The organism is Pseudomonas sp. JE3303, from assembly GCF_056312565.1.
In genome coordinates, this window is record NZ_JBWGIF010000014.1 from 215,812 (window position 1) to 231,949 (window position 16,138).

The 16,138-nt window shown below is 68.1% G+C and carries 2 protein-coding genes; both read left to right on the forward strand.

Annotated elements, in window-relative coordinates:
* The first annotated feature begins 37 nt into the window (after positions 1-37).
* Positions 38-9,706 carry an amino acid adenylation domain-containing protein gene (locus AC0ZZU_RS20400; RefSeq protein ID WP_476343094.1) on the forward strand — a complete coding sequence of 3,223 codons (9,669 nt, stop codon included), beginning with the start codon at positions 38-40 and terminating at the stop codon, positions 9,704-9,706.
* A partial coding sequence (locus AC0ZZU_RS20405) for an amino acid adenylation domain-containing protein (RefSeq protein WP_476343095.1) occupies positions 9,706-16,138 on the forward strand: 6,433 nt, incomplete at its 3' end. The genes AC0ZZU_RS20400 and AC0ZZU_RS20405, both read left to right, overlap by 1 nt.

Here is a 16,138-nt window from a genome sequence, read left to right on the forward strand (position 1 = left end):
GCCGAAGCTCGATACCCAACTGTACGGAAGATTGCAGATGAATGCCGAGAAGTCCCAGGCGCTTGCCCGCCGTTTCATTGAATTGCCAGTGGAAAAGCGTCGGTTGTTTCTCGACGGTTTGCGGGCCGAAGGCATCGACTTCTCCCAGTTTCCGATTCCGGCCGGCGTCGAGGTCGACGACCGTCATGCCCTGTCCTATGCGCAGCAGCGCATGTGGTTTCTCTGGCAGCTCGATCGCCATAGCGGTGCCTACAACCTGCCAAGCGCGGTACGGCTGACCGGAAACCTGGATGTCGTGGCCCTGGAACAGGCGTTCCAGAGCCTGGTGGCGCGTCACGAGAGCCTGCGCACGGTGTTTGTCCAGGGCGTGGATGATCAGCTGCTGCAAGCGCCGGCTGCGCACGGCCTTACCGTCACGCGGGTGGATCTTCGCGGACTGGACGAGGCATCGCGAGAAGCCCGGGTCCGGCAGTTGGCCGAGGAAGAGGCGCTGCGTCCGTTCGACCTGGGCAACGGGCCGCTGCTGCGGGTGAGCCTGCTGGTACTGGGCGAGCGTGAGCACGTGCTGCTGCTGACGCTGCACCATATCGTCTCCGATGGCTGGTCGATGAACGTGCTCATCGATGAATTCAGCCGCTGCTACGCAGCCTTCGAGCAAGGGCAAGAGCCCGGCCTGCCGGCCTTGCCGATCCAGTATGGGGACTATGCCCTGTGGCAGCGCAAGTGGCTGGAGGCGGGCGAGCAGGAACGCCAGCTCGACTACTGGCGGGCTCAGCTGGGTGACGAGCACCCCCTGCTGGAGCTCTCGACCGACATGCCGCGCCCAGCCGTGTCGAGCCAGCGTGGCCTGCGGCATGAGTTCGCGATCGACGCCGAGCTGGCCGAGCAGGTGCGTGCCCTGGCGAGAAAACACAACGTCACCGTGTTCATGGTGCTGCTGGCCGCCTTCAACGTGCTGTTGTCCCGCTACAGTGGCCAGTCCGACCTGCGGGTCGGGGTGCCGATCGCCAACCGCAACCGGGCGGAAGTGGAAGGGCTGATCGGCTTCTTCGTCAACACTCAGGTGCTGCGCACCCGCATCGACGAACGCGAGTCGGTGGCGCAGTTGCTGGCAGCGGTCAAGGAGACTGTCAGCGGCGCCCAGGCGCATCAAGAGCTGCCTTTCGAGCAACTGGTCGAAGCGTTGGACATCGACCGCAGCCGCAGCCACAACCCACTCTTCCAGGTGATGTACAACCACCTGCCGGATGTCGCCGACGTCGAAGTGATGCGCGTGGGCAGCGGCCTTGAGCTGCGTCCCCTGGAAGCCGGCAGCCGTTCGACGCCGTTCGACCTGACCCTGACGACCTTCGAGCGCGGTGGCAAGCTGCACGCGACCCTCACCTACGCCTGCGAGCTGTTTGAGCCGGCCACGGTCGCGCGGATGGCACGGCACTGGCTGAGGCTGCTGGACGCGATGGTCGCCAGCGCCGATCAGCCCGTCGGCCTGCTGGCGTTGCTCGACGAGCACGAGCATCGGCAGCAATTGCTGCTGGGTGGGAACGGTTCAGCCTCCCGGGCGGCCTCTGCGTGCGAGCTGTTCGAGGCGCAGGTGCGGCGCGCACCCGAGGCCCAGGCGTTGGTCCATGCGGGCCAGTCCCTGACCCTGGGCGAGCTGGATGCGCGGGCCAACGGGCTGGCGCTGCGCCTGGTGGAGCTGGGTGTCGGGCCGGACGTCTGTGTCGGCCTGGCAGCGCATCGCTCGCTGGACATGGTGATCGGCCTGCTGGCTATCTGGAAGGCCGGCGGCGCCTACGTGCCGCTCGATCCCGAGTTTCCCGCCCAGCGCCTGGCGTACATGATCGAAGACAGTCGCATCGGCGTGCTGCTGACCCAGCAGGCCTTGCTGGACAGCCTGCCGGTGCCTGCCTGCGTGACCACGCTGCTGCTCGATCCGCAGCGTCCCGCAAGCGCCGAACACGGCCCGCAGCGGGTCATCGACCCTCGCCAACTGGCCTATGTGATCTACACCTCCGGCTCCACCGGCCAGGCCAAGGGCGTGGCCGTCAGCCATGGCGCGCTGGGCAACTACCTGCACGGGATGCTGCACACCTTGCCGCTGGAAGGCGCGGCCAGCATGGCGGTGGTCTCGACCCTGGCGGCCGACCTGGGCCATACGGTGCTCTTCGGCGCACTGTGCTCTGGCCGTACGCTGCATGTCATCGAACAGGATGTCGCGCTCGACCCGGTCAGGTTCGGAGACTACCTGCAGGCCCATGGCATCGATGTGTTGAAGATCGTGCCATCGCACCTGGAGGCGCTGCTGGGCAGCGAGCAGCCGCAGCGCGTACTGCCGCGCCGTTGCCTGGTGCTTGGCGGCGAAGCCTGCTCTGCCGCCCTGATCGAACGCGTGCGCGAGCTCGGGCTCTGCGAGATCGTCAACCACTACGGCCCGACCGAGACCACCGTTGGCGTGCTGACCCAGTCCCTGACGGCCGTCGACACCCCGATCGCCCTGGGACGGCCGCTGCCGAACCTGTGCGCCCATGTGCTGGACCGCACGCTGCAACTGCAGGCCGCGGGCAGCCATGGCGAGCTGTACATCGGTGGTGCCGGCCTTGCCCGTGGCTACCAGGGCCGGCCGGGCATGACCGCCGAACGTTTCATCCCCGATCCCTTCGGCGCTCCGGGTGCACGCCTGTACCGCACCGGCGATCGGGTGCGCCGGCGCGCGGGCGGTGAGCTGGCTTTCCTCGGCCGGGTCGATCGTCAGGTCAAGCTGCGCGGCTACCGCATCGACCTGGAAGAAATACAGGTGGTGCTGCGCACCGCCGGCCAGGTGCGGGACGCTGCGGTGCTGATGGTGGGTGACGCCGGTGAGGCGCAGCTGGTGGCCTATGTGGTGTTCGCCGAGGACGCCGCCGAGCAGGCCCTTGTCGAGCTGAAGGACTGGCTCGCCCAGCGCTTGCCGGACTACATGCTGCCGACGTTCTACCAGGCCCTGGACGTCATGCCGCTGACCGCCAACGGCAAGCTCGACAGCCGTGCGTTGCCAGCACCGGGCCTCGAGCGTGCGCTGCAGGATCACGTGGCCCCGGTCACTGCATTGCAGCAGGCAGTGGCGGGCATCTGGGAGCAGGTGCTCAAGGTCCCGTCGGTGAGCCTCAAGGATAACTTCTTCAGCCTGGGCGGCCACTCGCTGCTAGCGGTGCAGATTGTCTCGCGGGTGCGTCGCCAGTTGGGCCTGGACCTGGCGCTGCGCACGATCTTCGACACCGCCGACCTGCAGGCGCTGGCCGCGGCGCTGGAACACTGCGAGCCGGTTCGCGAGCAGGCGGCCATCCCCCGTCAGCCGCGCAGCGATGCCCTGCCTGCGTCCTATGCGCAACAGCGCCAATGGCTGTTCTGGACCCTGCAACCACACAGCACCGCCTATCACACGCCGCTGGCGGTGCGGCTGCAAGGCGAACTGAACCGCCAGGCGCTGCAACAGGCTCTCGACGCCTTGCTGGCGCGTCATGAATCGCTGCGCACCACCTTTGTCCAGCGCGACGGCCAGCTCTGCCAGCAGGTCCAGCCCGCCACCTCGGTGGACTTGCGGTGGGCCGAACTGCCCGGGGCCAGCCAGCCGCAGCTGGAATGGGCAGTGCGCGAGGAGATCACCCGCCTGTTCGACCTGCACCAGGGGCCGCTGATGCGGGCCAAGGTGATCGCGAGTTCGGCGCAGGACTGCGTGCTGGTGCTCACCTTGCACCACATCACCTCCGACGGTTGGTCGATGAGCCTGCTGGTGCACGAATTCGTCGAGCTGTACCGCGCCTTCACTGCAGGCGTGGCCGCGCAACTGGCCCCCCTGGCCGTGCAATACGCCGACTACGCCCACTGGCAGCGCGCCTGGCTGGAGCAGGGCGAGATGCAGCGCCAGCAGGATTTCTGGGTCGAGCAACTGGGCGGCGAGCCGGTGGTGCTGGAGCTTGCGACCGACCACCCGCGCAGTGCACAGGCCAGTGACCGTGGCGCGCGCCTGGACCTGCGGCTGCCCCTTGATCTGGAGCGGCAGTTGCGCGGCCTCGCCCAGGCCCAGGGCACGACCCTGTTCCAGCTTTTCCTCGCCGCGTTCGCCTTGTTGCTGCAACGTCACAGCGGCCAGCATGACCTGCGAATCGGCGTGCCGGTGAACAACCGCAATAGCCAGGAGCTGGAAGGCGTGGTCGGCTTCTTCGTCAATACCTTGGTGATGCGCCTGTGCCCGCAGCCGCAGACGCCGGTCGGGCAATGGCTGCATGAGGTCAAGGAAGTGACGCTGGCCGCCCAGGCCCATCAGGACATGCCGTTCGACAGGCTGGTCGAAGTGCTCAATCCGCAGCGGGCGCTGAACCACAACCCGCTGTTCCAGGTGATGTACAACCACCTCAGCACGCTCGGCGCTACCGCCAATGGCAGCAGCCTGCCAGGCCTCCAGGCTGGCGAGTTGCTGCTCGACGGGGGTGGTGCGCAGTTCGAGCTGTCGCTGGAAACCGTGGAGACACCGCAAGGCATCGCGGTCGCGCTGGTCTATGCCGCGGACCTGTTCGAACCGGCGACCATCGAGCGCCTGGCTGGCCACTGGCAACACCTGCTGCGCGGCATGGCCGCCGATGCCGGTCGCGCCATCGGTGAATTGCCGATGCTCGACCCCACTCAGCAGCAGGCCCTGGAGGCCTGGAACCATACCGATGTCCGCTACCCCGGCGAACAGTGCGTGCAGCGCTTGTTCGAGCGCCAGGCGCAGGCCACGCCCGACGCGGTGGCGTTGGTGTTCGGTGACCGCCAGCTCAGCTACCGCCAGCTCAACCAGGCTGCCAACCGCCTGGCGCTGACGCTGATCGGGCGCGGCGTCGGCCCGGATGTACTGGTGGGTGTCGCCGCCCAGCGCTCCCTGGAGATGGTCGTGGCCCTGCTGGCGATCCTCAAGGCCGGCGGCGCCTACCTGCCGCTGGACCCGGACTACCCCGAGGAACGCCTGGCCTACATGATCGAGGACAGTGGCATCGCCCTGTTGCTGCAGCAACGCAGCCTGGGCGCGGCCTTGCCAGTACCGGCTGCGCTGCCGACGTTGCTGCTGGACGTGCCTGAAAGTCTCGACACCGAGCTGGCCAACCCGCAGGTCGCGCTGTCGCCCGAGCACCTGGCCTACGTGATCTACACCTCCGGCTCCACCGGCAAGCCCAAGGGCGCCGGCAACCGCCACCTGGCCCTGGGCAACCGGCTGTACTGGATGCAGCAGGCCTATGGCCTGGACGCCGGCGACCGGGTACTGCAGAAGACCCCGTTCAGCTTCGACGTGTCGGTGTGGGAGTTCTTCTGGCCACTGATCACCGGCGCCCAGCTGGTGATCGCCGAGCCGGGCGCGCACCGTGACCCGGCGCAGCTCACCGCGCTGATCGAGCGCCATGGCATCAGCACGCTGCACTTCGTGCCGTCGATGCTGCAGGTGTTCCTGCAGTCGCCGGACCTGGCCGGCTGCCACAGCCTGCGGCGCATCGTCTGCAGCGGCGAGGCCTTGCCACTGGAGGCCCAGGCCCAGGTGTTCGCCCGCCTGCCGAAGGCGGCCCTGTACAACCTGTACGGCCCGACCGAGGCGGCCATCGACGTGACCCACTGGACCTGCGTGGAGGAGGGCGCGGACAGCGTGCCGATCGGCCATCCGATCGCCAACCTGCGCAGCCATGTGCTGGATGCCTCGCTGCAACCGGTGGTGCCGGGCGTGGCGGGCGAGCTGTACCTGGGCGGCGTGGGGCTGGCGCGTGGGTATCACCGCCGCCCGGCGCTGACCGCCGAGCGCTTCGTGGCCAGCCCGTTCGGCGACGGCGAGCGGCTGTACCGCACCGGTGACCTGGTGCGCCAGCGCCAGGACGGCGCGCTCGAGTACCTCGGCCGGCTGGACCATCAGGTGAAAATCCGCGGCCAGCGTATCGAGCTGGGCGAGATCGAAGCCCGCCTGCTCGAGGTGGCGGGAGGGGAGACCTTGGTGGTGGCCCGCAGCGACGAGCAGGGCCAGCACCTGGTCGGCTACGTGGCCGATCCGTTGCCGCCAGCCGACCTGATTGCCTGGCAGGAGCGCATCAAGGCCGAACTGACCGCCCGCCTGCCGGCTTACATGGTGCCCTCGCAGCTTGTGTGGCTGCCAGCCATGCCGCTGAGCCCCAACGGCAAGCTGGACCGAAAGGCCCTGCCTGCCCCTGAACCAGGCCAGGCGCGTCAGGACTTCCAGGCACCGGTCAGCGAACTTGAACGCACGGTGGCGGCCATCTGGGGGCAAGTGCTGCACCTGGAGCAGGTCGGCATGGCCGATCACTTCTTCGACCTGGGCGGGCACTCCCTGCTGGCGACCCAGGTGGTTTCCCGGGTGGCCCGGGAGCTGGACCTGGAAGTCCCGCTGGCCTTGCTGTTCGAACACACCACGTTGCAGGCTTTCACCCGGGCGCTGAGCACCCTGGAGGGCAATGGCGCGCAGAAGATCGTGGCCATCGACCGCAGCCAGCCTTTGCGCCTCTCATTCGCCCAGGAGCGCCAGTGGTTCCTGTGGCAGCTCGACCCGCACAGCGCCGCCTATCACATCCCGATGGCCTTGCGCCTGCGGGGTGAGCTTGATGTACGGGCGCTGGAAGACAGTTTCAACCTGCTGGTCCAGCGCCACGAGAGCCTGCGTACCACGTTTATCCAGGAGCACGACCAAGTGCGCCCGGTGATCCACGCCGCGCTGCGCTTGCCTGTCACGGTCGAGCCGCTGCCCGCGGGCGAGGAGCGGCACACGGGTATCCAGGCGTTTATCGCGGGGCAGACCGCGCATGCCTTTGACCTGGTGACCGGCCCGCTGCTGCGCATCGGACTGCTGCGCGTTGCCGAGGACGACCATGTGCTCACCCTGGTGCAGCACCACATCGTCTCCGATGGCTGGTCCATGCAGGTGATGGTCGATGAGTGGATGCAGAGCTACGCCAGCCTCTGCGCAGGACACCCGCCGGCGCTGGCGGCCCTGCCGATCCAGTACCTGGACTATGCGCACTGGCAGCGCCAGTGGCTCGATGCCGGGGCGCGCGAGCAACAGCTGGCCTACTGGACCGAGCAACTGGGCCGCGATCCCGTGGTACTGGAGCTGCCCACCGATCATGCCCGGCCCGCCGTGCAGAGCTATCGCGGTGCACGCCTTGAGGTGGCATTGCCCGCGCAGCTTGCCGAAGGCCTGCAAGCCCTTGCCCAGCAGCACAACGTCACCTTGTTCATGGTGCTGCTGGCCTCGTTCCAGGCCGTGTTGCACCGCTACAGTGGCCAGACCGATATTCGCGTCGGCGTGCCGGTGGCCAACCGGCACCGGCTGGAGACCGAGCGGTTGATCGGCTTCTTCGTCAATACCCAGGTGCTGCGCGCCCGCTTCGATACGCCGTTGCGGGTCAGCGATCTGCTCGAACAGGTGCGCCTCGCATCCCTTGGCGCCCAGGACCATCAGGACCTGCCGTTCGAACAACTGGTCGAGGCCTTGCAGCCGGCCCGCAGCCTGAGCCACAACCCGCTGTTCCAGGTGATGTTCAACCACCGCAATGCCCTTGACCAGCAGTTGGGCGAAGGCTTCCAGGTGCCGCGGTTGCACGTCGAGACCTTGGTCGGCGAGCACCAGACCGCGCAGTTCGACCTGTCGCTGGACACCTTCGAGACGAGCCTCGGGCTGGGTGCCACCTTGACCTATGCCACCGACCTGTTCGAGCCCGCCACCCTCGAACGCCTGGCCGGCCACTGGCAGCACCTGCTGCAGGGCATGGTGGCCGACCCACAGGCATGGGTGGGGGAGCTGGCGCTGATGGACGCCGGACAGCAGCAGGCCCTGCAGGCCTGGAACCATACCGATGTCCGCTACCCCGGCGAATACTGCGTGCAGCGCCTGTTCGAGCGCCAGGCGCAGGCCACGCCCGACGCGGTAGCGTTGGTGTTCGGTGACCGCCAGCTGAGCTACCGCCAGCTCAACCAGGCCGCCAACCGACTGGCGCTGACGCTGATCGGGCGCGGCGTCGGCCCGGAGGTGCTGGTGGGCGTCGCCGCCCGGCGCTCCCTGGAGATGGTCGTGGCCCTGCTGGCGATCCTCAAGGCCGGCGGCGCCTACCTGCCGCTGGACCCGGACTACCCCGGGGAACGCCTGGCCTACATGATCGAGGACAGTGGCATCGCCCTGTTGCTGCAGCAACGCAGCCTGGACGTGGCCTTGCCAGTACCGGCTGCGCTGCCGACGTTGCTGCTGGACGTGCCTGAAAACCTCGACACCGAGCTGGCCAACCCGCAGGTCGCGCTGTCGCCCGAGCACCTGGCCTATGTGATCTACACCTCCGGCTCCACCGGCAAGCCCAAGGGTGCCGGCAACCGCCACCTGGCCCTGGGCAACCGGCTGTACTGGATGCAGCAGGCCTATAGCCTGGACGCCAGCGACCGGGTACTGCAGAAGACCCCGTTCAGCTTCGACGTGTCGGTGTGGGAGTTCTTCTGGCCGCTGATCACCGGCGCCCAGCTGGTGATCGCCGAGCCGGGCGCGCACCGTGACCCGGCGCAGCTCACCGCGCTGATCGAGCGCCATGGCATCAGCACGCTGCACTTCGTGCCGTCGATGCTGCAGGTGTTCCTGCAGTCGCCGGACCTGGCCGGTTGCCACAGCCTGCGGCGCATCGTCTGCAGCGGCGAGGCCTTGCCACTGGAGGCCCAGGCCCAGGTGTTCGCCCGCCTGCCGAAGGCGGCCCTGTACAACCTGTACGGGCCGACCGAGGCGGCCGTCGACGTGACCCACTGGACCTGCGTGGAGGAGGGCGCGGACAGCGTGCCGATCGGCCATCCGATCGCCAACCTGCGCAGCCATGTGCTGGATGCCTCGCTGCAAATGGTGGTGCCGGGCGTGGCGGGCGAGCTGTACCTGGGCGGCGTGGGGCTGGCGCGCGGTTACCACCGCCGCCCGGCGCTGACCGCCGAGCGCTTCGTGGCCAGCCCGTTCGGCGACGGCGAGCGGCTGTACCGCACCGGTGACCTGGTGCGCCAACGCCAGGACGGCGCGCTCGAGTACCTCGGCCGGCTGGACCATCAGGTGAAGATCCGCGGCCAGCGTATCGAGCTGGGCGAGATCGAAGCCCGCCTGCTGGAGCTGGCGCAGGTTCGCGACGCGGTGGTCCTGGCCCAGCCAGGCCCTGCCGGCCAACAGCTGGTCGGCTATGTGCTGGCCGCACCCGAGCATCTTGAAAGCGAGCACCAGGCCCCTGTGCGCGAAGGCTTCAAGGCGCACCTGAAGGCCAGCCTTCCCGAGTACATGGTGCCTGCCCACTGGGTACTGCTCGAACGCTGGCCGCTGAGCCCCAACGGCAAGCTGGACCGCAAGGCCCTGCCCCTGCCGCAAGCGTCCCAACCGCAACACCCCCCTGTGGCGCCACGTACCCCGGTCGAATGCCAGCTGGCAGCGATCTGGCAAGACGTGCTCAAGCTGGAGAAGGTGAGTCTGAACGACCACTTCTTCGACCTTGGCGGCCACTCTCTTCTCGTCGTGAGCCTGGTTTCACGCATTCAACTCGAGCTTGGTATGAAGGCAACAGCGCAATTGATTTTCCAGTACCCGACCCTTGGCGACCTCGCCCAACAGCTTGAACAGGCTGGCGACGGCATGGATGACTCCACCCTGAACCAGCTCGAAAGCCTGCTCGACGAAATGGAGGAGGCGTAATGGACCGTTCCACCGCCCTGCGCATTGCCAGACGCTTCATTGCCCTGCCGTTGGACAAGCGTCGCCAGTACCTTGAAAAGATGGCCGAGCAGAAGGTTTCGCCGGCCAACCTGCCGATCCCTGAAATCCGCGACCAGCTGCAGACCCTGCCCTTGTCGTTCGCCCAGGAGCGCCAGTGGTTCCTCTGGCAACTGGAGCCCGGCAGCGCTGCCTACCACATCCCCACCGCGCTGCGCCTGCGTGGCCGGCTGCGGGTCGGCGCCTTGCGCCAGGCGTTCACCGCTTTGATCGAGCGCCATGAAACCCTGCGCACGACCTTTGTCGTCGACGACGAGCGTCCGCGCCAGCAGGTCCATGCGCAGATGCCGCTGGACATCGAGCTGGGCGAACTCACGCAGACCCTTGACGCCGCCGGGCGCGAAGCCCTGATCCAGGCCGAGGTGGAACGCCGGGTGGCGTTGCCTTTCGATCTGGAGCAGGGGCCGCTGATCCGGGTCAGCCTGCTGCGCGTGAGCGAGGACGAGCATGTGCTGGTGATGGTCCAGCACCATATCGTCTCCGACGGCTGGTCGATGCAGGTCATGGTCGATGAGCTGGTCCAGCTGTACCTGGGTTTCGCCGGGGACCATGACGTGAACCTGCCAGCGCTGGACATCCAGTACGCCGACTATGCGGTCTGGCAGCGGCGCTGGATGGAGGCCGGCGGCAGCGAACAGCAACTGGCGTATTGGCGTGCGCAATTGGGTGAGCAGCAGCCGGTACTGGAACTGCCCACGGACCGCCCGCGCGCGGCGCAGCCCAGTCATCGGGGCGCGCGCTTCGACCTGCCGCTTGACCCGGCGCTGGGGGAAGCCCTCCAGGCCCTGGCCCAGCGCGAACAGGTGACGCTGTTCATGCTGCTGCTGGCGTCGTTCCAGGTGCTGCTGCACCGTTACACCGGCCAGGATGACATCCGCGTCGGCGTGCCCACCGCCAACCGCAACCGCGTCGAGACCGACCGCCTGCTGGGGTTCTTCGTCAACACCCAGGTGCTTCGTGCCCAGGTCGACGGCGCGCAGACCTTCGGCCAGCTGCTGCAGCAGGTCAAGCAGGCCGTGCTGGGCGCCCAGGCGCACCAGGACCTGCCATTCGAGCAACTGGTCGAGGCGCTGCAACCGGACCGCAGCCTGAGCCACAGCCCATTGTTCCAAGTGATGTACAACCATCAGCGCCAGGATCGCCAGGCCCGTGACAATCGCGCCCGGCAGCTGCCGGGCCTGGAGATCGAAGGCCTGTTCTGGGACAGCCACAGCGCCTCGTTCGACCTGACCCTGGACACCGTCGAGGGCGAGCAAGGCCTGTGGGCCTCGCTGACCTATGCGAGCGATCTGTTCGACGCCGCCACCATCGAGCGCCTGGGCGGCCACTGGCTGACGCTGCTGCAGGGCATCGTCGCCGGGCCGTCCCAGCGCATCGCCGAACTGCCGATGCTCGACCCGGCGCAGCGCGAGCACCTGCTGATCGAGCGCAATGCGCCTGACCTGCGTCACGTGCAGGGGCCGCTGGTACACCAGCGCATCGCCGAGCTTGCCCGGCAGACGCCGGACGCCACCGCGCTGATCTTTGGCGACCAGCAGATGAGCTTTGCCGAACTCGACCTGCGCGCCAACCGCCTGGCCCATGCCCTGATCGCCGCGGGTGCCGGGCCTGAGGTCCTGGTCGGCATCGCGCTGGAGCGCGGCCTGGAGATGGTGGTCAGCCTGCTGGCGGTACTCAAGGCGGGTGGCGCCTACGCCCCGCTGGACCCGGAATACCCGCGCGAGCGCCTGGCCTACCTGATGCAGGACAGTGGCATGGCCCTGCTGCTCAGCGATACCGCACTGCTGAAGCGCCTGCCGGTGCCGCAGGGCCTCGACACCCTGGCCCTCGACCAACTGCGCCTCGATGACCTGCCGGCCCATGACCCAGAGGTCGCGCTGCACGCCGAGCACCTGGCCTACGTGATCTACACCTCCGGCTCCACAGGCCTGCCCAAGGGCGTGGCGGTGGCCCACGGGCCGATCGCCATGCACTGCCGGGCAATCGGCGCACGCTACGAGATGAGTGCCGAGGACTGCGAGCTGCACTTCATGTCGTTTGCCTTCGACGGTGCCCACGAGCGCTGGCTGACCGCGCTGACCCACGGCGCCTCGCTGCTGATCCGCGACCCGCAGCTATGGACGCCCGAACAGACCTACGCAGCCTTGCATGCCCATGGCGTGACGGTGGCGGCATTCCCGCCCGTCTACCTGCAGCAACTGGCCGAGCACGCCGAGCGTGACGGCAACCCGCCACCTGTGCGCGTCTACTGCTTCGGCGGCGACGCCGTGGCCGACGCCAGCTATACCCTGGCGCGGCGCGCGCTGCGCCCGCAATACATCATCAACGGCTATGGCCCGACCGAAACGGTAGTCACCCCGTTGATCTGGAAGGCCGCTGGGCACGACCGCTGCGGCGCCGCCTACGCGCCCATCGGGGAGCGTGTCGGCGAGCGCCGCGCGTATGTGCTCGATGGCAACCTTAGCCTGTTGCCGCTGGTGATTCCCGGCGAGCTGTACCTGGGTGGCCAGGGCCTTGCGCGTGGCTACCTCAACCGCCCGGCCCTGACCGCCGAGCGCTTTGTGCCGGACCCGTTCGGCGACGGTGCGCGGCTTTACCGCAGCGGCGACCGGGTGGCGCAGCGTGACGACGGCATCATCGACTACCTGGGCCGGATCGACCGTCAGGTCAAGGTGCGTGGTTTCCGCATCGAGCTGGGCGAGGTCGAGGCGCGGCTGCTCGACAGCGCCGCGGTGCGCGAGGCCGTCGTGGTGGCCTGTGAAGGCCCCAGTGGCCAGCAACTGGTCGGCTACGTGGTGCCGGAGGCTGCCCAGGTGCTGCTTGGCGACAGCCAGGCGCAGGCCACGCTGCGGGAGGCATTGCGCGGTCATCTCAAGGAGCGTCTGCCCGACTACATGGTGCCGGCGCACCTGCTGATGCTTGCCGAGCTGCCGTTGACGCCCAACGGCAAGGTCGACCGCAAGCGTCTGCCGCAGCCGGACTTCAGTGCCCTGCAGCAGACCTACCAGGCGCCGCAGACACCCGTGCAGCAGCAGATCGCCGAGATCTGGCAACAGGTGCTCAAGCTGGAGCGCGTCGGCCTTGCGGACAACTTCTTCGAGCTGGGCGGCGACTCCATCGTCTCCATCCAGGTGGTGAGCCGGGCGCGTGCCTTGGACATTCACTTCACGCCCAAGGACCTGTTCCAGCACCAGACGGTGATGGGCCTGGCACGGGTCGCCCAGGTCGGCGCCGCGTCGCTGGCCATCGACCAGGCGCCGGTGGCGGGCAGCACACCGTTGCTGCCCGTGCAGCAATGGTTCTTCGATGAGCCGATCGCCGAGCGTCATCACTGGAACCAGTCCTTGCTGCTGCGCGCCCATGCGCCCATGCAGCCCGAGGTGCTCGAGCAGGCGTTGCAGGCCATGGTGCGCCATCACGATGCGCTGCGCCTGGCGTTCAGCCACGGGGACGAGGGCTGGTCCGCGCGCTATCGCAGCGTCGAGGACGCCCTGGCCCAGCCGTTGCTGCGTACCCTTGACGTGGCTGACGCCCAGGCCCTGGAAGCTGCCTGCGAAGAGACCCAGCGCAGCCTTGACCTGACCCAGGGCCCATTGCTGCGCGCGCTGCTGGCGAGTTTGCCGGACGGTGAACAACGCCTGCTGCTGGTGATCCATCACTTGGCGGTGGACGGCGTGTCCTGGCGGATTCTGCTCGAAGACCTGGGCACCACCTGCGGGCGCCTGCTCGCCGGCCAGCCGGTCGAGTTGCCGCTCAAGACCAGCGCCCTGAAGACCTGGGCCATGCGCCTGCAGGACTGGGCGCGGGACGATCAACGCCAGGCCCAGGTGCGCCAGTGGCAAGAGCGCCTGCGCGATGCGCCGCGCGACCTGCCGCGTGACCGCCCGAGCGATGACCTGGGCAATGCCCGCGCCCGCCGCGTGCACACCCGCCTGGATGCCCAGGCGACCCGCCGGCTGCTGCAAGGCTGCAACGCCAGCTACCGGACCCAGGTCAACGACCTGCTGCTCACTGCCCTGGCGCGCGTCATGGTGCGCTGGACCGGCCAGCAATCGCTGCTGTTGCAGCTGGAAGGCCATGGTCGCGAGGCGCTGTTCGAGCAGGTCGACCTGAGCCGTACCGTGGGCTGGTTCACCAGTGTCTTCCCGGTCCTGCTGACGCCACAGGCCGAGATGGCCGACTCGATCAAGCAGCTCAAGGAGCAGCTGCGGGCCATCCCCGACAAGGGCCTGGGCTTCGGCGTGCTGCGTCACCTGGGTGACACGGCCACCCAGCAGGCCCTGGGCGTATTGCCGGTCCCGCGCATGACCTTCAACTATCTGGGCCAGTTCGATGCCAGCTTCGACAGCAGCGAAGACCGCTTGTGGTCGCCGGCCCCTGAACCGGCCGGTGCCGAGCAAAGCCCGGAGGCGCCGCTGGGCAACTGGCTGACCCTCAACGGCCAGGTCTATGACGGCCAGCTGAGCCTGGGCTGGAATTTCAGCGAGGCGCAGTTCGACACCGCTACCATCGAGCGCCTGGCCGAGCAGTATGCCGCCGAGCTGCAGGCGCTGATCACCCATTGCAGCGAGCCGTGTCACAGTGGCGTGACGCCTTCGGACTTCCCTCTGGCGGGCCTTGCCCAGGCGCAGCTCGATGGCCTCGCGGTGCCGGCCGCGCAGATCGAAGACATCTACCCGCTTTCGCCCATGCAGCAGGGCATGCTGTTCCACAGCCTCTATGAGCAGGGCGAGACTGGCTACATCAACCAGATGCGCATGGACGTCAGCGGGCTCGACCCGCAGCGGTTCGGCGAGGCCTGGCAGCAGGTGCTGGAGCGGCATGAAATCCTGCGCACCGGCTTTGTCTGGAACCTTGGCGAGCAGCCGCTGCAAGTGGTGCACAAGCAGGTGCCGATGCCGATGCGTATCGATGACCTGCGCGCCTCGGCAGCGCTCGACGCGACACTGGAGCAACTGGCTCGCGATGAACGCGCCGCGGGCTTCGACCTGGCACAGGCGCCACTGCTGCGCCTGGTGCTGGCCCGCACCGCGGAGCACCGCTACCACCTGGTCTACACCAGCCACCATATCCTCATGGACGGATGGAGCAGCGCGCAGCTGATGGGCGACGTACTGCAGCATTACCGTGGCCAGGTGTCGCACGCGGGCCCCGCACGGTTCCGCGACTATATCGACTGGCTGCAGCGCCAGGACCAGGCCCAGTGCGAGGCGTTCTGGAAGTCCCAGTTGGGCGAGCTGCAGGCACCGACCCGGCTGGCCGAAGCGGTCGCGGGGCGGGTGGTGGCCGACGCCGGCCATGACGATTTTCATGCACGCCTCGAGGCGGGGCAGACCCAACGCCTGCAGGCGTGTGCGCGTCAGTACAAGGTCACGGTCAACACCCTGCTGCAAGGCGCCTGGCAGTTGCTGCTGCAACGCTACTGCGGGCAGGCCTGCGTGGCCTTCGGCGCGACCGTGGCAGGGCGTCCGGCGTCGCTGCCCGGTGCTGGCGAAATGGTCGGCCTGTTCATCAATACCCTGCCGGTGATCGGCACACCCGACGCCCGGCTTGAGCTGGGCACCTGGCTGCAGTCCGTGCAGCAGACCAACCTTTCGGCCCGCGAGCATGAGCACACCGCGCTCAACGCCATCCAGCGCTGGGCAGGGCAGGGTGGCGAAGCGCTGTTCGACAATATCCTGGTGTTCGAGAACTACCCGATCTCCGAGGCGCTGGAGCAGGGCGCGCCGGAGGGGCTGGTGTTCAGCGGCATTTCCAGCGTGGTGCGGACCAACTATCCGCTCACCCTGGCGGTCAACCTTGGCCAGGCCTTGTCGCTGCACTACAGCTACGCCTGCGCCCACTACGATGCGGCAACCATTGGCCAGGTGAACCGTCACCTGCTCAACCTGCTGTTGCAGATCGTCGATGCCCCGGCGCACATGCGCGTCGGCGAGCTCGAACTGCTCGACGGCGCTGAACGTGAGCAACAGGTGCTGACGTGGAACGCCGTGCCCTCGATCGATCATGCAGGCGACGACCCTGTCCACGCCTTGATCGAGCGTCAGGCCCTGCACACCCCTGACGCCTGCGCGGTGGTCTTTGCCGGCGAGCGGCTGAGCTACCGCGAGCTCAACCAGCGGGCCAACCGCCTGGCGCACCTGCTGGTCGCCGAGGGCGTCGGGCCGGACGTGCGCGTGGGGATCGCCCTGGAGCGCAGCCTGGAGATGGTGATCAGTCTGCTGGCAGTGCTCAAGGCCGGTGGCGCCTACGTGCCCCTGGACCCGGAATACCCTGCCGAACGCCTGGCCCACATGATCGACGACAGCGGCATCGAGCTGCTGCTGAGCAACCGTGCCAGCCGTCCCGGCCTGC

Coding starts and splice junctions, on each gene's coding strand:
- AC0ZZU_RS20400 (WP_476343094.1), top strand. CDS start 38: ATGAATGCCGAGAAGTCCCAGGCGCTTGCCCGCCGTTTCATTGAATTG.